Consider the following 21,733-nt stretch of genomic DNA (forward strand, 5'->3'; position numbering starts at 1 on the left):
TGCAATTAAGCACCTACTCCGTTTAGGAAGAAGATGATAGTAATGATCGCGAAAAGTCCGCAAATAACCGTAGCTACGATCTTAGAGATACATTCCCAACGGTTCATCCAGATCGTATTATTCCAACCAATTGTTTGGATAGCGCTCCAGAACCCGTGAGTCAAGTGGAACCACAAAGCCACGTACCAGATCAAATAAAGAACAGTGATCACGGCATTACCTTGGAAGTAATAGTTGATAAAAGCGGCTCCGTCTTGTGGAGATACCATAGCTGACCCCAATGCAACTTCGTGATGACCGATCAATTCGGCGAACATCATCTTATACCAGAACTGGCTGAAGTGCAACAGCATGAACAGGATAACAATCAAACCCAAAACGAACATGTTCTGAGATGCCCATTCCACGCCTTTCGGACGAGCGTTGATAGCGTAACGGTCGTTACCACGTGCCTTACGGTTTTGCAAGGTAAGAATGATAGCGTACACGAAGTGGATCACAACGCCTGCGGCCAATACGAGAGTAGCTGCCACAGCGTACCAATTAGAGCCCAACAGCGAACAAACCATGTTATAAGCCTCTCCGGAGAAAACGGCCGCCACGTTCATCGACAGGTGGAACAATAAGAACAGAACAAGAAAGAGGCCTGATATACTCATTATCAGCTTCTTCCCGATAGAAGAATTAAGTAACCACATAAGATAATAATTTAAGTTATTTAATTGTATTTAGAAATTTCTACTTAAACTATGTAATTATCACGCAAAGGTATGCTAAATCCATATATTGCGCAAACGATTAAAGAAATATTTCTGCATTAATGGGAGAGGTCAGGGCATGTGTCCCGACACATGGAATAATGCGGAAGGAAAAGGCTTTCCTTATGAATAATTTATATACATTTGCCTATATGCGTAAGGATTTGAATGGGTCACGGCATTTTTCCATAGGGATCAAGTTTACGATCTTATTATTTACGATCGTGATCTTGGTTCTTGTGCTTTTTTCATATAGGAGCGACAAGCATGGCAACCTGTTCTGGCAGGTAGAGAAATTGATTCCGCATCATCCGGACAGTGCTTTGGTGTTATTAGAGAAAGTGAGGGATATCAATGGATTATCGCTTCGAGAGAAAGCCCGTTATTGTCTGTTATGGACCGAATCACGGGATGAGGCGGGATTGAGGCATACATCGGATTCCATAATCTCTATCGCTACGGATTATTATAGGACGACACGAGGCTGTTACTGGCCTCCCAAAGCTTGGTTTTACCGGGGGAAAGTCTATGAGGATATGGATCAACCGTCCCTAGCTTTGGAATGCTATTTACGTGCGTTGGAATATGAGGGAGAGAATTGGGATTATGAATTCTGGGGAAGGTTATATAACCAAATGGGGATGCTGTACGCCGAGCAGGAATTATATGGCAAGGCTATGTCTTTTTTGAGAAAAGCGAGTGCTCAATATCAGTTATTGAACGATGCGGCCGGACAAGACCGGATACTGACCGAGGTCAAGAAATACGAGATGTTACGGGATTCTATCGGATCACTATCAGCGAGAGAATCGATTTATCAGATCACTTCCCGCTATGATGTAAGGCCGATCCGTGAGGACTTGTCTAAGAAAGAGTTGATGCTATTACAAAGGGGACAGGAGCGTTATCTGTACGCATTTATTATCGGCATAATCCTATTTATTTGCTTCCTCCTTTATCGGCGATGGAGAAATACGCAGGAAAACGCTCTTCGAAGGGAAGAAGCCTTGCGACGTTCGATTGCTAGCCAGCAACAACGTATGCGAGAAGAAAAAGAAGAGAATGAACGGCAAATCACCCTTTTGGAAAAAAGAATTACGAAAATAAAGGAAGAAAAGGATCAAGAGTTGATGTTGGTTTCCTTACAATTGGAAAAACAACGGCTGGAAATTTGTAACGAGTCGATTCTTAATAAGGAGAGTAAGCATTTATTATCTGTCGCGATCTTGCGGAAATCGGAGGTCTATGAGAAGTTTCACGATCGGGATGCCGGCAAGATTATCTCTGAGGATTGGGAGCTTTTGGAGGTTTTGTTGAATAAGGCTTATGATGACTTTACCTTACGGCTGAAAAAGCTATATCCTGTTATTTCCGATACGGAGTTGAAGGCCTGTATGCTCACGAAAATCGGTGTTCCCGCCAACCAGATCACACGGGTATTGAAATATAATAGTTCGGTACTTCGTCCTCGTCTATTCCGGAAGATTTTTAAGAAAGAAGGTTCTACGGAGGCATTTGTGGAGTTTATATCAAACTTTTGATTATTATATATTTATAGCGGTCTTGGCAGGTTTGTTCTCATTTTTGTTCTCATTTATTATGTGATTTGTGAGATATACGGGATATTTTTGGAGGCAAAAAAGCATGGTTATGAAAAGTGTAAAGTTAGCCTCTATCTTGTTTTATTTAAATAGTGTTTTTGTCGTTTCTTGTTTCGTGTCATGCGGTTCTTCGCCAACGGAAGCGTCCTCTCTTTTAACTGCGGATATAAGAGGGGGGATGGATAAACCGGGGCTATTGGAATTAGGCGATGAGATCAAGGGGGTTACTTTTGTCCCTTTAGAGGTGACCACGGATGATGCCTCGTTGATAGACGGAGTTTATGATTATGCCGTGACAGATCGATATATCTATGTGTTTCCCGTAAAAGAGCCCCGTATCGTCCTGTTCGATCGGCAAGGGCGTTTTATCCGGACGTTGGTAAAAGAAGGGCAGGGGCCGGGTGAATTTAGCGGTATTCTGCCATGTATCCAAGTGGACGAACGTAATGATCGCCTTTTTTTATTTAGTAATAATCGAGTTTGGGAATATACGTTAGAAGGTGAATTTATCGGACAATCCACCCATGAGTATTCGGTAATCTATATGCGTCATATCGGAAAGGATCGTTTCGCCGCCATATCATTCCCTTTTCAGCCTTTCAACGGAGGGGGATTCGGATTGGGCCTATTTTCGAGGAAAGGGGATACGATAGCGATCAAGAATGATTTTTATTCCTTTTTATTACCCCATGAGAAGAGCGGGTTCACGACAAGTATCGCCTCCGCTTATTCTGATGCGCAAAACTCCGTGTTGTTTAAGACCGGTAGTAATGATACGGTCTTCTGTATCTCGGCGGATCGAATAAGTGCGGCTTGTGTCCTTGATCTGAAAAACTCGGATGCGGAAGTGATTCGTTCGTTGGATGTTACGGACATGAGTAATTTGCGAATTGAAAAAAAGGACCCCAAGGATATCTTTGTGCAAGATATGATTGAGTTTCCGGCACATTATTATTTCCGTTTATTGTATAACCAAGGCTATTATATCGCCTCTGTGGATAAAAAGACGGGAAAGACACTCGTGGAAAAATGCGAGATGCCGGGGTCTATCTATGAACTGGCGGACGCGAACCTTCAACATGGCATGCAGGGTACGAGAAGTTATCGGAATTTCCCGGTCTGGGGGAGGGTCATAAAAGATGAGTTGGTACAAGTAGTGACCCCGTATGAGCTAAACTTATATAAGTCGCTTCACTCGATCACGATTCCGCAGGAGTTGGACTTAAAAGGAGAGGAGGGCAATCCGGTTTTTGTGTTCTATTCGCTTATTTGACTTCGATATGTATCGCTCGGTTGTACTTCTTGTAATAATCTAGCGATAGAAGCTATGTTCTTTTATCTTTTCTATGTCTTTGATGGCTATTAGTGTTATTTAACATATTGTTTATATTTATATTACGAATATTTCGTATGTTTGCGAAACCGACGTAATATCCGGGTATGCTTAGAGGTTGGTAAGTATGTGTAATAACGGTATAAATAACATTAAAACTGATTGAAAATGAAAAAGGCGATTATGAACACAATGATCATCCTGTTCGCTTTGGCGATGTGCGTAGGATGCGGACAGTCTTCGGAACAAAAAGAAGAAAGTGTTCCGACAGATGTAACAAAGGCAGAAAAACAAGAGCAAGTACAGGTGGAAGCGGAGGACGAAGATACGCTGGAAAATGGAGAGCAGGTATTTAGGGTAGTAGAGGTGATGCCGAAGTTTCCCGGCGGTGATGCGGAGCTTTTGAAATTTATAGCCAAGAATGTAAAGTATCCACAAGAAAGCCAAAACAAAGGAGAGCAAGGCCGTGTGATTTGTTCGTTTGTGGTAACGAAGGATGGAACACTTACGAATTACAAGGTCATTAGAGGAATCTCCCCGGCATTAGACCAAGAGGCGGTTCGAGTTTTGCAAATGATGCCTCGTTGGACACCGGGCACGCAAAGAGGCGAGCCGGTAGCCGTGAAATATACGGTGCCGATCACATTTAAGTTGCAATAATTCACGATTGCAGGTCTTGTGATTCTTATTTAATGTTAATTAACGTGCCTTCCGCATGCCGTTTACGACTATTTCGTAGCTTTGTGGATATACATTAATAAAAGGATAAGATTTATGGAGAAGCTAACGATGCAGGAAGAAGAGGCGATGCGCTGGATTTGGCGGATCGGTCCTTGTTTTGTGAAAGATGTGCTGGCCAAATACGAGGACCCGAAACCTCCTTATACGACGCTCGCTTCCGTGATCAAGAATCTGGAGCGAAAGAAGTACGTGAAGGCGAAACGTTATGGAAATACGTATGAATACCGTCCTTTGATAGAGGAAACGGAATATAAACGTACGTTCCTTGGCGGCGTGGTAACGAATTATTTCGCTAACTCGTATAAAGAAATGGTTTCTTTCTTTGCGAAAGATCAGAAAATCTCTACGGATGATCTAAAGGATATCATCGATTTGATTGAGAAAGGAAAAGAATAACCTAAATCCCACATACCATGACACCGGAATTTGCCTACTTATTGAAGGTAAATGTAGCCTTTGTACTCTTTTACGCCTTCTACCGGTTGTTCTTCTATAAGGACACGTTCTTCAAGCTACGTCGTGCGATATTGCTGGCGTTCTTTGGCTTGGCTCTGTTTTATCCTTTGCTGAACATCCAAGATTGGGTAAGGCAACAAGAGCCTATAGCAGATGTGATTTATATGTATTCCGCTATGTTGCCTGAGGCGACGGCGAAAGCGGATGCCGCGGCGTCCGTGGATTGGTATGGATGGTTGCTGGGATCTTTGGGGTTTATTTATTGGGGGATCGTAGCGTTCTTATGCGGACGTTTTCTCGTGCAATTAAGCAGTATCTTATGGTTGGCTCATACCAGTGAGCGTGTTGTTATTCATGAAACTCCGGTTTATGCGTTGCGGAAGGCCGCCGGGCCATTCTCCTTTTTCCGTATGGTCTTCTTGCATCCGGAGAGTCATTCGGATAAGGAAACGGATGAGATATTGACACATGAATGTACGCACGTATCCCAATGGCACTCGATTGACGTGATCTTGAGCGAGATGATGTGTATGGCTTGCTGGTTTAATCCTTTTGTATGGTTATTGAAGCGTGAGGTTAGGCATAATCTGGAGTATCTGGCGGATAACACGGTGATCCAGTCTGGTTACGATAGTAAGAGCTATCAATACCATTTATTGGGATTGGCTCATCATCAGTCCGTTACTACTTTGTATAATAGTTTCAATGTGCTGCATCTGAAGAACCGGATTATGATGATGAACAAGAAGCGGAGCCCGGGTATCGTACGTACGAAATATCTGATATTTATTCCATTGGTAGGGATCTTGATGCTGTTAAGTAATATCGAGGCGGTAGCCCGTTTGACTGTCCGTCTGGCGAATGAGGCTACGGTCTCGAACGCTATGGTGACGGCTACGGGCATTCTGGTTGATGAGACCGGGCAGCCTTTGATCGGGGCATCAGTTGTGGTGAAGGGCGGTAAAGAGAGGACTATCACGGATAGGAAAGGGGCTTTCTCTTTGGAGGTCCCTGCGAATGCGATTTTGCGATGCAGCTATCAAGGAAGGGAGTCTCAAGAGGTCTTGGCTGCTGATATGACAAATAATACCCATTTGTCCTTATCTTCCAAATCCCGTGAGATGAACGAGCAAGTATTTACCGTGGTAGAGAAGATGCCTAGTTTTCCGGGTGGGGATGCGGAGTTGTTGAAATACATAGCCACGAATATAAAGTATCCGAAAGAGAGTCAGGATAACGGGGAGCAAGGGCGTGTAATCTGCTCGTTTATCGTTGGGCGTGATGGTTCCGTCAATAATCCGGAGGTGCTTCGGGGAGTGACTCCTTTATTGAATGAGGAGGCCGTAAGGGTAATAAACACTATGCCTCGTTGGAATCCGGGAATGCAACGTGGAAAGGCGGTCGCCGTGAAATATACGGTCCCGATTACGTTCCGTTTGAAAAGTCCGGTAGAAGAAGCGAAGGAAGAGACTTTGACGGTAGTGGACGTGATGCCGCAATATCCCGGAGGGGATCGTGAATTATTGAAGTTTATCGCTCAAAGCATAAAGTATCCGACAGATGCGCAGGAAGCGGGAGTGCAAGGTCGTGTGATCTGTTCGTTTGTAGTAGATAAGAAAGGAAATATCGTGGAACCTAAAATCATACGGGGGATAGATCCCTCTTTGGATGCGGAAGCTTTGCGAGTCATCGGAATGATGCCCCGGTGGACTCCCGGTCGTCAGGACGGAAAGGCGGTCCGCGTCTTATATACGGTGCCTATTACTTTCCGGTTACAGTGAAATAAGAATAGAGGCTATGTTGGTCGCTTAATCAGTAATCTTAAAAACATACAGATATGAATGAGAAATGTAATTTAGTTACAGTTCTGTTACTTTGTTGCCTTATTTTTCCCGGGAATGCTCAAGAGTTTAATTGGCAAGACTTGGTGAACCGTAAGCAATATGCGGCTGTGATCGCTCATGCTGATAGCCTTACATTAGCCGATTCTTCGAATTATGAGATTATGAACGCTATCGGGCAGGCTTATGAGGGTATGCTTCGGTATCAGAAGGCTTATGACTATTACCGTCTTTGCTTTTCTATGGATACGACGAACTTGGATATCTTAAACATCTTGGCTCGGACGGCGACGAACTTAGGCCGTGCGGAGGATGCCGAGCGATATTTTCATCAGGTCTTATCCGCCGATAGCTCGAACTTCTACGCTAATTATCAGTTGGCACGTCTGTATTTCCAATTGGGGGAGTATGAGAAAGCAGTTGATGCCTATGAGAAATTGCAAGCTCAGAATGAGGATAATACTGTCTTATACCGTGCGATTGGCGATTGCTATACTCGAATGGAACAATATCCTTCCGCTACGACCGCTTATTTTCAGGCGTATAACTTGAATCGTGAGAATGCGGGGTTGGCGGTTGCGTTAGTGAATTCATTGTATCGGATGGGGGCTAGTAGCCCGGATTATATATCGGAAGGAATAGCGATTTGCGATACCGCCTTGTTTTATAATCCCGGGAATCGTCAATTATTGCGTAGTAAAGGATTGGGGCTATATATCGTGAAACAATTTGTTCAGGCGGATTCTGTCTATTCCAGTTTGTTGGCTGATGGTGATTCCACCTACCTTACCTTGAAATATGGGGGAGCCTCGAAGTATTATGCCGGTCTGTATATGCCCTCGGTAGATATCTTGGATATGGCATATGAGCAGGATACGACCTCGGTCGAGGTATGCCTCTTATTGGGTTCCGCCTTGGGTAAGACGTATGACCGGAAGCGGGCTTACGACTTATTTGACCGGGCGGAAAAGGGATTGGAACCCAATCGTTTCTTGGTAAATCAATTATTGGCCTTCCGTGCGGAGACTTACCAAAAAGACGGGAGATACAAGGAAGCGTCCCGTCTCTACTATGAGGCATGGAAGAAGAATCCGGAACGACTGGATTTCCTAGCGGCGATCTCGCATATGTATAGTGAGATTGACGTGTCTAAATTCCAGAGCGAAGAGGATCGTCAGCGAGGGCTTTTTATCTTGGTACTTTATATGAATGAGAGCTTAAAGAAAAAAGCGGACGAGAGGACGATGGTGTTTAGCCGGGCGCTTCTGCAATCCTTCTATGAGGATATGTTCTTCCGTAATGTGGCGGAGGAGACTATGATGGACCCGGATGGGAAAAAGAGCAAGATCTCTATCGTGGATTTGCGTAACCTGATCAATCAATTGCCGGAGGAATCGGAGATGGTCATGGAGATTCGTGCCATGAGCGCCAGAAGCTCGGGTAAGATAGAGGAGGCGGCCCGTCTGCTTTATCGGGCGTGGAAGGTGAAGGGTACTCGTGTAGAATTGCTTCGTGAGATCGCGAACCTATATAGCCATCCGGATATCTCCGGATTCAAGAATGCGGAGGAGCTACAGAGAGGTGTATTCGCTCAAGTGACTTACGCAAAGGAACTGTTGAAAAACGAGTCGGATCTGAGTAACTTGACTTTTACCCGGCCTTTCTTGGAGTCATTAAATTCGGATATGTCCAAACGGGGTATCACGGAGCAAACCATGCTGGCTCCAGATAACCGGAAAAGCCAGCTTTCTATAGATGAACTCCAATCTCTGATCCAACAACTGCCGGAGACATCCGATGAGGTAAAAGAGATGATACGGATGATGAACAAAGAGAAAGCGCTAAAGAGCAAGAAATGACATCGAACGAAAGACTTTAAACATTATGAAAATGAGAAAATTAACTACGAACGCAGTGGCTATGCTGCTCGCTTTAGTCGGATGTATGGGATGTGGCAATCGGTCCGCTTCCTCTGTCGATAACCTTATAAGGGTTGATGTCATGGCCGATTATCCGGAAAAGGAACTGATACTTCAAGACCTCATGGACGTGGAATACATCGCATTGGAAACCACGGATGATTTTATAACTAAAGGTGCCGTGAAAGCGATCGGAAAGGATATCATGCTGGTGACGAATCGGGGCAGTGATGGGGATATTCTTGTTTTCGATAAAAACGGAAAGGGACTTAGGAAGATAAACCGTTTAGGGCAAAGCGGTGAGGAATACACGCAGCTTACAGGGCTTGTCTTGGATGAGGATAACGATGAGATATTCGTCAAGGATAATCCGGCGAGAAAAATAGGTGTCTATGACTTATTGGGAAACTATAAAAGGAGTTTTAAGTTCACGGATACCAGTTATTATAATTATATATTTAATTATGATCGTGATCATTTGATTTGCTATAAGAGTTATCCATCGGAAAAAGGCAAGCGGGAGTGCCATTTGATTATTTCCAAACAAGATGGCCGTATCACCCATGAGATCCAGATTCCTTCTAAGGGTATTGAGACTCCGGTTGTGACAGAAGGGGAGTTTGTCATTACGCCGGAATTTTATCTTACGTTCCCGGATCGGGATAAATGGATACTTGTCAATACATCGTCTGATACCATATTCCATTACTTGCCGGATGGTAATCTGAGTCCTTTTATCGTAAGAAGCCCTTCCATATCCTCCATGGATACGAAAGTCTTTCTTTTTCCAACCGTTATCACCGATCGCTACTGTTTTATGAGAACCATGAGAAAAGAGGTTGACTTTACGACGTTTAAAGGTTTCCTTGGTGAAGATCTGGTGTATGATAAACAAGAAAATGCCTTATTCAGCTATATTCTATACAATGATGATTTCATCAATAAGGAAGAAGTCTCTCTAACATCAGAGCCAAGAAACCCCGAAATAGCTATCTGCCAAACTCTAGATGCCCCGGACTTAGTTGAGGCTTACGAGAAAGGCCAGCTAAAAGGAAAGTTGAAGGAGATCGCCGCAAACTTGGATGAAGAGTCGAATCCTGTGGTCATGCTGCTGAAAAAGAAAAAGTAATATATTGCTCCGGCTGCTACCTTGCTGGAAAAAAGTAAGTTGATGGCTATATTATTTTTTGATAAACACGTACATACTTGATTCCGATCATGTATGTACATGTTTTCTGTGAGACATTATACCGCTGCACCAGTTGAAAAAATGGAAATCGTTGATGAAATTATGACCCTGATTTATAAGAAGCTTTATTCTGGTCGTGTGTTCTTAAATCGATTTGAGCGAGAAATGCCTATTAATTTTAGGGAGGCCGTATCAAATACTATCGATTGCCCACTTATGTTCCGGAAATAAAATGTTCCTCTCCTATTGAAATAGCTCTCCGATAACCTATGCATTCCATAGCGAATAAGTATTTATTCTTAAATCAGCGCCGTGAACTGTATAAACCACGCCGTGGAATGTGCAGACCACGCCTTGGTTTATACAGTTCACGGCATGGTTTATAGAATAGATGAGATAGCGATAAACTTTATATATAGGTAAACATACGTTTTATTCTAGATGAATCCGTTTGCGTTTTCGAGTAAACCAGCTACATTTGCCGGAAAGAATATCTAGATGAGGAAGTTCCTTTTATTGTGGTTGGTTGGGTTGATGTTGGTGCCTTCTGTGATGGCTGAGCGGAAAAAGGTTGGCTTGGTGCTGGGAGGCGGTGGGGCGAAAGGTGTCGCTCATATCGGGGTGTTGAAGGTATTGGAGGAGGCCGGCATCCCGATTGATTATATTGCCGGCACTAGTATGGGAGCTATCGTGGGGGGCTTATATTCCGTTGGATATAATGCTGCGGAAATCGATAGCATGGTGAGATTGCAGGACTGGAGTATGTTATTGAGCGACCGGGTGAAACGTAGTAGCCTTACTTTTCCGGAGAAAGAGAATTCCGAGCGTTATGTATTCTCACTCCCTTTTGGGCGGAGTAAAAAAGAGATAGCGATCCAAGGGATGATAAAAGGGCAAAATCTCCAGAACCTGTTCTCGAATCTAACGATCGGCTATCATGATTCCGTGGACTTCAATCAATTGAATATACCTTTCGCTTGTGTGGCGTTGAATGTAGTGGACGGCCAAGAATATGTTTTCCATCATGGAAGTCTTCCGTTGGCTATGCGTGCCAGTATGGCGATTCCTGCCGTGTTCGCACCGGTACGTTTGGATAGCATGGTGTTGGTAGATGGTGGGATCAAGAATAACTATCCGGCGGATGTCGCACGGGATATGGGGGCGGATATTATTATTGGCGTAGATCTGGGTACTAGCGACTTGAAACAGTTGGAGCGGATAAATACCCCTTGGGATATCGTAGGGCAGATCGTCGCCTTGCATGGTTATGAGAAATACGGACCGAATAAGGAACAAACCGATCTGTTGTTCCGCCCGAATACAGACCCTTATAATTCCGCTAGTTTTGGGGAGACGGCCTTGGATACCTTGATTGACCGGGGTGAGCAAGTCGCCCGCAAGCAATGGGATGAGATTCTTGCCTTAAAGAAGAAGATTGGTTTATCCGATAGTTCGGATATGCACCGAAAGAGATTAGTACATTCCTATCCGGTAGCCCCTACCGATACGTTTCATATCCGGCGTGTCTTGTTTGAAGGTATAGATCCTCGTGATGAGAAATGGTTGACGCAAATCAGCGGCTTGAAAGAGAATAGCTTGCTTACCGTGAAGAAATTGCAGGAAGCCATGTCTATCGTGATCGGTACAAACCTTTACTCGAATGTAAGCTATAAATTAGTCGGCGAGAGGCAGGAGGATTTGGTGCTTACGGTACAGGAAAAATCAAATAGCGCGATTAATGTGGGCCTGAATTTCAATAGCGAGGATATCGTCGCCCTATTGCTGAATGTGACTTTTGACAATCGGGCCCGTTACCATTCGAAGTTCTCCGTAACCGGGAGGATCGGGAAACGTATGTATGGGCGGGTGGACTATGCGATAGAGCGTAATCCATTGCGTAATATTAACCTGTCTTACATGTTCACGTACCATGACCTCGACGTGTATAACAGGGGAGATAAGATCGTAAATACGACGTATCGCCATCATTTCGTGGAACTCGGGTATTCGGATATGAACTGGCTGAATTTCAAGTTGAAGCTAGGAGCCCGTTATGAGTATTTCGATTATAACTCATTCCTTTATACGGCGGAAAACCAAAAGTATCAAGTAAAACCGGAAGGTTTTATCAGCTACTTCGCTCAAGCCCATCTGGAAACCTTGGACCGCCGTTACTTCCCGAGTAAAGGCGTTTCTCTGCAAGCGGATTATTCCATTTATACGGATAACTTCGTGACCTATAAAGGACATACATTCTTCTCCGCCTTGAAGCTCAGCTTCCTGTCGGTATTGCCGCTGACTTCCCATTTGAGCCTGTTACCTTCCATCGATGGGCGTGTGTTGATCGGGAAAGATCCGGCTTATCCCTTTTTGAATGTGGTGGGAGGCGATATGCCGGCACGGTATCTTCCCCAGCAACTCCCTTTCGCTGGGATCAACCATATGGAGATATTCGATAATTCCGTGGCGATTGTCCGCTTAAACTTGCGTCAGCGTATCGGGCAACGGCATTATATCTCTTTGATCGCTAATTATGCGATCCATGAGAATAATTTCTTCGATCTCTTCAAGGGAGAAAGCGTTTGGGGAGGTAGTATCGGTTATGCTTATAACAGTATAGTCGGTCCGATGAATACGAACTTCGGATTGTCGAACCGGAATAATAACCTGCAATTTTATCTGAATCTGGGTTACAGTTTCTAATATTTCTTACATTTGTAAGGATTAAAAATAGAAAGTTATGAATGAACAGATCATAGAGTTCTTGACAGAGTTGAGGAGCCATAACAATCGGGAATGGTTCCAAGACAATAAAAATCGTTACGATGCGCTACGTAAGGTTTTTATCGATGAGGTACAGGATTTAATCGGTCGTATCTCTTTATTCGATCCCGAGGTAGCCGGGTTGGAGGCGAAAGATTGTTTGTTCCGGATATACAGGGATATCCGTTTCTCTCCGGATAAGACTCCTTATAAATGTCATTTCGCCGCTTACATCTCCCAAGGTGGTCGTGCCAGCGAACGGGGTGGTTATTATATCCATCTGGAGCCGGGAGGTTGCTTGCTTTCCGGTGGTGTATGGTGCCCGCCACCTGCGCTATTAAAGAAACTTCGTCAGGATATATACGATCATATCGAGGAATTTACGGCTATTATCGAGGAACCTACATTTAAGAAAACATTCCCGGTGTTAGAGGGGGAGATGCTGAAACGCATGCCTGCCGGCTATCCAATGGATTCCCCTTATGGTTATATCATGAAGCATAAGGATTTCAGCGTGGTGTCTTATAAGCCGGATAATTTCTTTTACGCTAAGAATTGGATGGATAAGGCGGTGGATGACTTTAAATTGTTATTACCATTCAATCGTTTCTTAAACTATACGGTAGATGAATATCTAGGGAGAGTTTAAATCTCCCTAGCCTAAGGAAGTAAGGCTGTTAGTTTCTCCAGCTGCGTCTTTAACTCTTCTTGGGTTGCCTTATCGGTTTCTGTCCGGTAGGCCGCCTGTAAGTTGGGTAAGAATGGTAAGTAATGGGTATCCGCTATATACCGGGCTGCCCGGATACGGACGGCGGGTGAAGCGTCATAAAGCAATCCTTGTACCCATCGTTTGGCGTCCCATGAATGATGTGCTTCCAGCCAATCCAAGGCGGCAACCTTTTGCTCGCTTTCTCCGCTTAAAAGGATTTGAAAGGCTTTTTCTTCCTGCTTTAAATCATCGGTAGCCATTAATGATTCATGATTGAACAGGTCTGGACGTACGGCGGAGGATTGATAAGGGATAAAAGGCTTATTCAAGGTCCAACGTACCATCCGGGGGATCATCCACATCATGCCGGGAGTACCTTCGGGGTGGGCGATGGAACTAAAAACACGCCCTTTCCCGTAGTTATTGGCTACGAAGAATGGCTTACCGTTTGTCATATTAGCCGGGGCGTTTCCTTCCTCATGCACATCGCTTTCCATGATGGCAAGCGTGTTGCTTTGGATCGTATCAACCGGATTGTTTATAAATACCGGTCCCTCATAGTAAATGACGAAACTCGTATCGCGGTCGGCTAATTCGGGGAATATCTTCTTACCCTCCTCGCATAAGGTGAATTTCGCTAATCCATGCCCTCGGTTGTCATGCTCGATGTCGATCGCTTGCTGTCCATTTAGCTGTATACAGGTGTAATCGGGAGTATTCGAGAATAGATAGGCTCCGGCACAGATCCCGACAGCCCCTTTACCTTTAGCGATGAAGTCCTTGATACGTTGTTGATTTAAGGTCCCTAGGTTTAAGTACTGACTTTTGCCACTTCCTCCCGGGATAATAATAGCGTCGATCGAATCGAGCGCATTATTGGCTATATCTGCTGTAGTAATGGTACGTACCTCCATTTCCGGGTCCAGCCGGATAGCGGCGACAGTTTCCCAAATACAGGTCTGTGCTCCTCCATGCCCATCGAATACACCCACCTTTATCGGTTGAGTACTAATCTCTTTTTTCGTGCTCTTGTTTTCCGGCACTGAGCACTGAACGCATAAAGCCAGATAGGCAAGAAATAAGATGGCGGTCGTTTTCATTTTACGGAGGATTTTAGGTTGTTATTGTTCTCGGGTATAAATCCACTTATCAACTGTATTCTTACTTTTATACCATTGTACATGTTTGCTATCTCCACTTACCCATTTCAATAGATCCGGATAGGCATCACCAATAAAAGCATGTTCCACAGGGTATTTGAAATCATCCGGTATCATTAAGGCCCATATGCAATTATCATTTGAGTAATAACGGTATCTGACCCCTTTGGGGGTATAGCTATAATTACGTTGGTGGATTTCCGTGCGTAAGACCTCTCCTTCCCGCTTTAATACGGTCGTGAAAAGATCGATGTCATCAATGGTCAAATCTTTTAAGGCACCGGCTGCGAACGAAAAGGTGATCAAACGTTCTTGCTTTCCCCTATATGGAAGGTCATTATCTGTATTAATCATTTCATGAAAAGAGAATAATCCATGTATATCATCCGATAGGGCATAAACCGGAGTCTCGGTTTCCGATTCTGGAGTCGTGGTCCAGCCATTTAACTCGGCTTTTTGGATGTCTTTGGACTTTATGCCGGGGAGATGGATGAAAGCTCCGGCCCGCTTAGTTCCGCCTAATGCACGGAAAGTCAGTTTTATATTGGCGAATTGTACATAATCGTCTTTCATGGAAGTTTCCATCTGGACTTTTATCACGGCATCATTAAAATCATAATCTCCGTAATTAGGGAAAGAGTCTTCTATTATAAATGTATAGGTGGAAGACACGCTTCGGGTCGGGGTACGGCTAACCGGAGTAGCGGTTGTTTCCTGCGATACGGCTAACGAATCGAAAGCACAGACATTATCATTACCCGGTGTTAAGGTGACAGGAGCGGTAACTTGATATCCGGTAGGGGTCGTCAATTTTATGTAAACTTGATCCGACTCTCCCTTTGGATAGATAATTTTCTTATCGAAAAGCGTTTTCTTTGAGCAAACCCCGGTAGCGAGAAGATTCGCATCTTGATCTTCCGGACTTTTATCAAATACTTCTACCAGATAATTATAGGTGCCATCATAGGGGTCGAAAGATTGTACGGTAAGGTGGGATATTTGTATCATCGACCAATCGAAATTAGAGGAAATTGTTACCTTTGAGAATGGATTAGTACCTTCTCCCGGAATTTTATCGGAAGGATCATATACATCCTTTGTACATCCTGAGAATAGGATAAAAAGAAAGGATGTGATAAATAGTTTCATTATTTGTCGCATGTCAAGAAATCAATTTGCATTCTGCCTTTGCAAAAGTAAGAATATATTTATTAATCAATAGATTTTTAATTTATTAAAAAAGCGGTGTCTAAAGTTTTCTTTTGAAAGTTACATCCGGCTGGTGGTAAATAATAGATATTTAAAAATCGGGGGAACTTACGATTTGGTTTACAATATATCAGTAAACATGGGAGAATCGAAGGGAATGAAGGTCTTGAATGTGTTAAATATTGTGATATTACTAACGATTTGTCACTTTGCTTTTGGTGATTGTCGGGAAACTTCCTTACTTCGCGGTACAAAATGATAGTAACCTTATAAATTAAAATAGTATGAAGACATCAGTTTGGGGTAAAAGTATTCTTGCGCTTGTTTTTACTTTCATGTGTAGTTTAGCGATAAGCGCAGCGTCTCCTAAAGATTATCTATATGATACAAAAGAGGAGAATGGTAAGATTATCTCTAAAGTGGTATTCTTACAGGAAAACGGACTGTTGAACAAACAGGTAAGATATGAGTTCCAGTACAACGAGAACGGCAAGGTTTCCGAGAAGAAAGCGTTTCGTTGGGATCGGACAAACGATGAATGGGTTCCATTCTATCAGATCACTTATCAATATGATGATCAAAGTGGAGAGATAAAGACAAATTACGGTATGTGGGATAAGAAAAAGAAAAACTTTAGCTTAAATGTCCAGAACATGATTATCCCGAGTACTAATTACGAAGAAATTTTCTCATAATACATACTTTAAATTCTTATCTTGTTGACAGATTGATTTGAAAGACAAACGCTTATAGAAGTTTTAAAAAGTTTCGGGTAACGATTTGGAGATTGTGCTAATTTCAGTATTTTACAGTCTCATACTCGTGAAACAACTATTCTTTAAACAAAGGTAAGAACATTTTTTGATTAAAGAAAAAATCTCGAAGGAAAAATAAAAAATGTTTGGGAAGAGGATTGGAAAAAATTCAAGAAAGGGAGGTTGAGGGATTAAGTGAGGGAAATTGCATAATCAATTTGTGGTTACCGAAAAAAGGTATATTCGGAATGCCTACATATTGCTTCTACCAGCGATTGCACGACCAGTAATTATATTAAAAAATTACCCCAATCAAGAAGAATTTTACGTTTCTCGGTTGGGGTATAAAGGTTATTTGAATTGTAACCATACCTCATATATTCAAGCTGGCTTCATTCAAAAGAAAGTCGAAGATGTTTATTATTATTCCTCCATTATTTTGACAGACAAAAGTCAGGGCACTGATAATAATTATCTTTTGAGAACCGTTATTTATATGCAGTGACGATTTCATTCCAAATTGCGAAACTCGGTTACAACACCTTTTAAAGGTGTCTGGAATTACTACCAGTTATGTACATATCCAAATCCTGATTATTCAGAAAACTCATTGGTGGAATTAAAAATTATTCATAGTGCTGATTATTAGCTTATTAACAACTTTTGCTACCCTATCATTGGAAGGATTGGTTATCCCATGTGTTATCTCAACCTGGTTTGATAGAGGATGATAGTGCAGGTATTGTAGGATTTCATCTTCAATAGTCATGTTCTTTTATCGGGACAAGTTAGTCTGATATTTATGCTTTTGTTTATCGTTCTGTCCCGATAGAGATTATTTTGGGGAGAACAAGAAACGCTATCCGGAAATAGAAGTTTAGAATGAACGGCCATTATGTTTTTTTTAAAACTGATAAAATAGGTTGATAGAATATCATTCATTCCAAAAACTCTTAAAACTTATCGGCACGGCATTAGGTTCAAACTCAATATCACATGACTTGCTTTGGCACTTAAAAATATCATAAATGCTTTTCCCTTCCGTATTTTCTATTTTGATTCCCTCTTTCAGGATATGGCTGGGAAATATTATGCCGGAATATTTCTCCACATAAATGGACAATGACTGACCAGTATCATCCATCTCATTCCGCTCCATACATATGACATTGTCTGACAGAGACCTTAAACATTTTGCCAATCCTGCGTGCTTGTCACACAATATAACCAAATCTAGACTTTTCTTTTGGCAATAGTTCTTGATTGCGCTTAAGAACAAATCATTGTCTTTCAACAGGGGAAAGCTGTAATCTATTTTTTGCAGGTCGTCAATGATAATCCGACCTATCTTTTTATCGGCATTCTTGTCAAAGCAAATATTCAGCTGCTCATTCAAATAGTACAGCAACTCATCTGTTGATATGCAGCCCATATTGATATTGAAGGAATGCATCTTGGAATAGCATTTTTCACATTCTGACAATTTGCAATGCCGCGAACAATTTGCTGTGCATAAATATTCGTTCATATCATTAGTATAAGCTGTGTCCGTGCCTTTTTCTTTTCCATTATTTGTGTTATCCAAACAAGGGACAGGTGTATTTTCCATAGAATTCCATGCCGGACATACCAAATGCTGCCTAAGATTGTCAATCAATCTGTCAAAAGTCAAAAACAATGTATGGATACCTTGTTTTGCCGCGCAGAAACAGCTTCCTGCCGCCAAATAGAATTTAAAGGAGTTCGGAGAACCGATTATTGCAATTATTTTTCCGGATGTAGTCCCATTTTTATAACCAAAAAGTTCTTGCAAGGCTTCTTTTACCGTGGTTGTTTTCTTTTTAGTATAGCCAAAATATAGGTTTCGGAGTACATCCATGGCCGAATTTTCAGACTTTTTATACTCCTCATATTCTTTCAGCTTCCCTTTGTTCTTGACATCATCGGAAACGTTTGCATTTACATGGCGCAAATAATGGTTTTCTAAAATGCCCTGTTGGGTCAGAATCTTGGCTTGCGGCAAATACCGTTTTTGTTGCAGCAGAAGATGGGAACTAGGATACACCTCTATTCCGTAATCTCTCTTCTTGTATTCATGCCACCCGTATGCGCACAATTGGAACACGCTCTTGCTTATGCGGAGAGCATGGGATGTATAATTTTCCTTATTGTTCTCTATGCGGCCAAGCTCAATCAGGATGTCTGCACTGATCTTTAATTTTTCATCCAAGTCATCAATTACGATAATAGTGACAAGCGCGCTTTTTCTCAGTATATGTTCAAAAGGCGTCAGCTCAAAACTTTTTAGGTCGCTGTCGTTGATTTTGGTCAATCCGTCTATGACAATGCAGGAAGATGGCATCGATTTGTTCTTGGTGTTCTCTTCCGCCCCCCTTTGTATATGTGAAAGGATTTTGCTGAATGTGTGAGATGGAGTTGTCACATATTTATATTCCATTTCATTTCTGGAATCTTTATTTTCATTTTCTATAGGAATATGTCCATTGAATCGAACCTCAAAAAAGTCATTTCTAAAATCGAAGTTTCCATCAGACGAGAATACATTTGAGATTTTCTGATAATCGGATATCTTATCATATCGGCGAGTAAATAGTATATTTGCCTGCGAATCTATGGATTGGGCTGTTCTGAAATGCAATGAATTGGTTCGGATGTTGTAAAATACGATACCTCCAGATATATATGAATCTATCTTGCTTTGCAAATTTTCAGGAAATGGTGGCGGAGTATTGGAGTGCGATGCTCCCGCACGAATTTTGCCCGTGTCAAATATCGCATCGGCAAACCGGCTGCCAGTCCAGTCGTTGTTTAAGCTGCTTGTCCTGACCATCCTGTCAATACACTTGGAGATAATGAAGTCCAAAAGCATATCGTTCATCTGGTCTGTGTTCTTGTCCAATGAATAGAATGCGGGAACTTGCGGCTTAAATTCCAAATTGTTCAATGATTTGGCGATACCATGCATCATTTGCATCGCAAACAAGGGTGAAATGGCATAGAAAATGCAATTGGGTGGCGGTTTGCCAAGAGTAGACATTGCGTACATTATCATAATACTCTTCCATCGAAAGGACGATTTCGTTCCCATCGCTCAGAAACGGCTCGTTGAAAGGAGGAAGGTAACCATGTATATGATATATCGGTAGGATATTGTCCGCTTGTTGAGAATTGTTAAAATTCCCATATACTTCCTCAATCCTGACTCCGTTTTTCCATCGTTTGTTCCCCATTAACATCTCTTGCTCCTTCTCAGAAAAAAAAATGTCTTTATTCTCATACAGGACTTCGACAGCCATGGTAAGGAATTTATCATAATTGTAGGTTACAACAGCCACGAGAGGGTCGTACAGTAATATGAACCGGGCAAGCTGGTATAATGAGTTCAAGGAAGGAGCACCTTCTTTTGATTCTTTTCCTGGGCCATAATGCTCTAAAAAGATTTCAGTCATCTTGTCCTTGTCGCAATACCGGTACAATTGATGGCGGATCGTATGGATGTAATTTTTACCCAAAATGGATTTGATGATGGAAGCCCGCACCAAGGACGTGAACTCTCCTTCAACGGTAGTGTGTAATGTTTCCCAAAGGGATTGCTCTTCTTCAGTTCTTAGACCGATTCTTTGTGAGGAACATAACAGGTTTTCCAAACGTTCCTTCTCTTTAGTCGTATATCTTTTCTCGGCAGACAATATGGACAAAGCGTCTTTGAGCATCATGTTTAGCAGCCCGTTCCAACTGATATCAATGCTGCTGTCGCTCCCTAAATTGATTCCGGCACCTACAAACAGGACAATCTTTTTTTTGTCCTTCAGTTCCTGTCTTAAGGCTTCGATATTCGCCTGATAAGTATCGTGTTCGAATATCAGGTGTTTGGATTTGTCTATCTGTCGTTCCATATCCATTCAAAACGTTCTACATCTGATTCCACAAGTAGCTCTCCTGACTGTACCTCGATGAATGTCAAGTCGGAGATAGCCCTAACTGTATGTTTAACACCTTTCTTGATCGTAACCGTATCGCCTCTGCTAACAACCGACCTGATATCATCGAGTACCAGTTCTCCCTCGCCGTCGATAAACGTCCAGACTTCATTGCGATGGCGGTGTAGCTGATAGCTGATACCCTTACCGGATTTGATTTTCAGCTGCTTGGTAAGGGATTTGCAGCCATCGGGGAACTCGGCGGTATCGACAACTTTGTATTCGCCCCAGCGGTGCTCCTCGAACATCGGTCGGCGTTGCAGACAATCGGCGTAGGTCTTGATGTTTTCGCTCTTGCTCTTGTCCGAGATCAGGATTCCGTCGTTCGATGCCGCAATGACCAGATTCCGTGTGCCAATACACATGATTGGCAGTCCAAGTTCGTTGATGACGTGGGTATTCTCGGATTCTTCATCCATGATAACATTGCCCATGGTGTGTTCCGATAGTTCATCAGTCAACGTATTCCATGTACCAAGGTCTTTCCACTCTCCGGCAAAAGGTACGACGGCTACCGACTGTGCCTTTTCGGCGACCTCGTAGTCGAAGCTGATCTTGGGAAACTCCCCGTAACGGGAACGGATCTCCGCAAATGTGTCGGCTTCAATGTACCGGGCTACGATATCCGTCATATATCCCAACCTGAAAGCGAATACGCCCCCGTTCCAGAAAGCACCCTCCGAAATAAGTTTCTCAGCAGTCATCATATCTGGTTTTTCCGTAAAGCGTGATACTTGAAATGTTCCTTTGTTTTGTACATCATTGGCTGGCACTACATATCCGTATTTTGCTGACGGATATGTGGGTTTAACTCCCATCAATACCAGTTCGGCTACATTGTTTTTCACTGCATCCGCTATCCTGCGAATCGTATCAAAATAACCAGCTTCAGTATAAGGGTCGCAAGGCATGATGATTACAATCTCATCGGTGGAACATTTTCGTTCGTAGGCCAAATACGAGCTTGCGAGAGCGATAGCTGGGAATGTATCGCGACGCTCCGGTTCCGTAACTACAGGAATCTCTTCTCCAAGCTGGTTGATGATGACATCCCGCTGCAACTGGCTTGTTGCCACGGTAATCGAATCACAGATGCCGGTTTCCCGTAATTGCCGTACCACCCGTTGCACCATCGACTCTTTCGAGCCATCGGGCGCAGTCAGCAGTTTAATGAATTGCTTTGACCGTGTATTATTGGAAAGCGGCCACAGGCGTTTGCCCGAGCCGCCGGATAACAGTATGATTTGCATAGATTATGTTCTTTTGTGAGTTTACATCACGAAGTTTGATTTTGCCTA

Annotated in this window: 16 protein-coding genes; 10 read left to right on the forward strand and 6 right to left on the reverse strand. The window is 42.9% G+C overall.

The features are described from left to right. Positions 1-5: 5 nt before the first annotated feature. Positions 6-698, reverse strand: a complete 693-nt coding sequence (locus BDI_RS16030) for a succinate dehydrogenase cytochrome b subunit (RefSeq protein WP_005859976.1) — start codon at positions 696-698, stop codon at positions 6-8. A gap of 185 nt (positions 699-883) precedes the next feature. Here BDI_RS16030 and BDI_RS16035 point away from each other — a divergent pair, with 185 nt between their 5' ends. From BDI_RS16035 to BDI_RS16080, 9 genes are all read left to right on the forward strand, one after another. Continuing rightward, positions 884-2,299, forward strand: a complete 1,416-nt coding sequence (locus BDI_RS16035; protein ID WP_008779061.1) for a tetratricopeptide repeat protein — start codon at positions 884-886, stop codon at positions 2,297-2,299. Positions 2,300-2,408: 109 nt separating this feature from the next. Then, complete coding sequence (locus tag BDI_RS16040; protein ID WP_005859971.1) at positions 2,409-3,632, forward strand: 6-bladed beta-propeller; 1,224 nt, start codon at positions 2,409-2,411, stop codon at positions 3,630-3,632. 228 nt (positions 3,633-3,860) lie between these two features. Next, positions 3,861-4,352, forward strand: a complete 492-nt coding sequence (locus BDI_RS16045; RefSeq protein WP_005859969.1) for an energy transducer TonB — start codon at positions 3,861-3,863, stop codon at positions 4,350-4,352. Between the two features lie 114 nt (positions 4,353-4,466). Then, on the forward strand, positions 4,467-4,829 hold the full coding sequence (locus BDI_RS16050) for a BlaI/MecI/CopY family transcriptional regulator (protein ID WP_005859967.1): 363 nt from the start codon (positions 4,467-4,469) through the stop codon (positions 4,827-4,829). 17 nt (positions 4,830-4,846) lie between these two features. After that, complete coding sequence (locus BDI_RS16055) at positions 4,847-6,670, forward strand: M56 family metallopeptidase (RefSeq protein ID WP_011967201.1); 1,824 nt, start codon at positions 4,847-4,849, stop codon at positions 6,668-6,670. Between the two features lie 56 nt (positions 6,671-6,726). Beyond that, on the forward strand, positions 6,727-8,589 hold the full coding sequence (locus BDI_RS16060; protein ID WP_011967202.1) for a tetratricopeptide repeat protein: 1,863 nt from the start codon (positions 6,727-6,729) through the stop codon (positions 8,587-8,589). Between the two features lie 31 nt (positions 8,590-8,620). After that, positions 8,621-9,778, forward strand: a complete 1,158-nt coding sequence (locus BDI_RS16065) for a 6-bladed beta-propeller (protein WP_008779065.1) — start codon at positions 8,621-8,623, stop codon at positions 9,776-9,778. 558 nt (positions 9,779-10,336) lie between these two features. Next, on the forward strand, positions 10,337-12,541 hold the full coding sequence (locus BDI_RS16075) for a patatin-like phospholipase family protein (protein WP_011967204.1): 2,205 nt from the start codon (positions 10,337-10,339) through the stop codon (positions 12,539-12,541). Between the two features lie 37 nt (positions 12,542-12,578). After that, a complete protein-coding gene (locus BDI_RS16080; protein ID WP_005859957.1) occupies positions 12,579-13,250 on the forward strand; it encodes a DUF2461 domain-containing protein in 672 nt (223 codons plus the stop codon). Positions 13,251-13,261: 11 nt separating this feature from the next. On the opposite strand, the gene BDI_RS16085 is transcribed toward BDI_RS16080, so the two are convergent. Both BDI_RS16085 and BDI_RS16090 read right to left on the reverse strand, forming a co-directional pair. After that, entirely contained in the window at positions 13,262-14,410 is a 1,149-nt protein-coding gene (locus BDI_RS16085; protein ID WP_011967205.1) for a BPL-N domain-containing protein, read from the reverse strand. A gap of 21 nt (positions 14,411-14,431) precedes the next feature. After that, positions 14,432-15,619 (reverse strand): LruC domain-containing protein, encoded by a 1,188-nt coding sequence (locus BDI_RS16090; RefSeq protein WP_228002576.1) that lies wholly within the window; start codon positions 15,617-15,619, stop codon positions 14,432-14,434. Positions 15,620-15,963: 344 nt separating this feature from the next. Here BDI_RS16090 and BDI_RS16095 point away from each other — a divergent pair, with 344 nt between their 5' ends. After that, the gene (locus BDI_RS16095) at positions 15,964-16,374 is read left to right on the forward strand and encodes a DUF3836 domain-containing protein (protein WP_005859949.1); all 411 of its coding nucleotides are present in this window, start codon (positions 15,964-15,966) and stop codon (positions 16,372-16,374) included. A 994-nt stretch (positions 16,375-17,368) separates the two neighbouring features. Here BDI_RS16095 and BDI_RS16100 read toward each other — a convergent pair. From BDI_RS16100 to BDI_RS16110, 3 genes are read right to left on the reverse strand one after another with little or no spacing between them, the layout of a single operon-like run. After that, a complete protein-coding gene (locus BDI_RS16100) occupies positions 17,369-19,333 on the reverse strand; it encodes a hypothetical protein (protein ID WP_174928625.1) in 1,965 nt (654 codons plus the stop codon). A 46-nt stretch (positions 19,334-19,379) separates the two neighbouring features. Then, the gene (locus BDI_RS20455; RefSeq protein ID WP_011967209.1) at positions 19,380-20,351 is read right to left on the reverse strand and encodes an SIR2 family protein; all 972 of its coding nucleotides are present in this window, start codon (positions 20,349-20,351) and stop codon (positions 19,380-19,382) included. Further along, a complete protein-coding gene (locus BDI_RS16110; protein WP_011967210.1) occupies positions 20,336-21,685 on the reverse strand; it encodes a sugar phosphate nucleotidyltransferase in 1,350 nt (449 codons plus the stop codon). The genes BDI_RS20455 and BDI_RS16110 overlap by 16 nt, the downstream gene beginning before the upstream one ends. Positions 21,686-21,733: the final 48 nt, after the last annotated feature.

It is taken from the genome of Parabacteroides distasonis ATCC 8503 (assembly GCF_000012845.1).
In the GTDB taxonomy this organism is placed as follows: Bacteria; Bacteroidota; Bacteroidia; order Bacteroidales; family Tannerellaceae; genus Parabacteroides; species Parabacteroides distasonis.

What these genes read in the sequence shown, in the direction of transcription:
- BDI_RS16060 (WP_011967202.1), top strand. Translation starts at nt 6,727, where the DNA reads ATGAATGAGAAATGTAATTTAGTTACAGTTCTGTTACTTTGTTGCCTT.
- BDI_RS16065 (WP_008779065.1), top strand. Translation starts at nt 8,621, where the DNA reads ATGAGAAAATTAACTACGAACGCAGTGGCTATGCTGCTCGCTTTAGTC.
- BDI_RS16100 (WP_174928625.1), bottom strand. Translation starts at nt 19,333, where the DNA reads ATGAACGATATGCTTTTGGACTTCATTATCTCCAAGTGTATTGACAGG.
- BDI_RS16030 (WP_005859976.1), bottom strand. Translation starts at nt 698, where the DNA reads ATGTGGTTACTTAATTCTTCTATCGGGAAGAAGCTGATAATGAGTATA.
- BDI_RS20455 (WP_011967209.1), bottom strand. Translation starts at nt 20,351, where the DNA reads ATGGAACGACAGATAGACAAATCCAAACACCTGATATTCGAACACGAT.
- BDI_RS16035 (WP_008779061.1), top strand. Translation starts at nt 884, where the DNA reads ATGAATAATTTATATACATTTGCCTATATGCGTAAGGATTTGAATGGG.
- BDI_RS16090 (WP_228002576.1), bottom strand. Translation starts at nt 15,619, where the DNA reads ATGAAACTATTTATCACATCCTTTCTTTTTATCCTATTCTCAGGATGT.
- BDI_RS16075 (WP_011967204.1), top strand. Translation starts at nt 10,337, where the DNA reads ATGAGGAAGTTCCTTTTATTGTGGTTGGTTGGGTTGATGTTGGTGCCT.
- BDI_RS16095 (WP_005859949.1), top strand. Translation starts at nt 15,964, where the DNA reads ATGAAGACATCAGTTTGGGGTAAAAGTATTCTTGCGCTTGTTTTTACT.
- BDI_RS16110 (WP_011967210.1), bottom strand. Translation starts at nt 21,685, where the DNA reads ATGCAAATCATACTGTTATCCGGCGGCTCGGGCAAACGCCTGTGGCCG.
- BDI_RS16080 (WP_005859957.1), top strand. Translation starts at nt 12,579, where the DNA reads ATGAATGAACAGATCATAGAGTTCTTGACAGAGTTGAGGAGCCATAAC.
- BDI_RS16040 (WP_005859971.1), top strand. Translation starts at nt 2,409, where the DNA reads ATGAAAAGTGTAAAGTTAGCCTCTATCTTGTTTTATTTAAATAGTGTT.
- BDI_RS16085 (WP_011967205.1), bottom strand. Translation starts at nt 14,410, where the DNA reads ATGAAAACGACCGCCATCTTATTTCTTGCCTATCTGGCTTTATGCGTT.
- BDI_RS16050 (WP_005859967.1), top strand. Translation starts at nt 4,467, where the DNA reads ATGGAGAAGCTAACGATGCAGGAAGAAGAGGCGATGCGCTGGATTTGG.
- BDI_RS16055 (WP_011967201.1), top strand. Translation starts at nt 4,847, where the DNA reads ATGACACCGGAATTTGCCTACTTATTGAAGGTAAATGTAGCCTTTGTA.
- BDI_RS16045 (WP_005859969.1), top strand. Translation starts at nt 3,861, where the DNA reads ATGAAAAAGGCGATTATGAACACAATGATCATCCTGTTCGCTTTGGCG.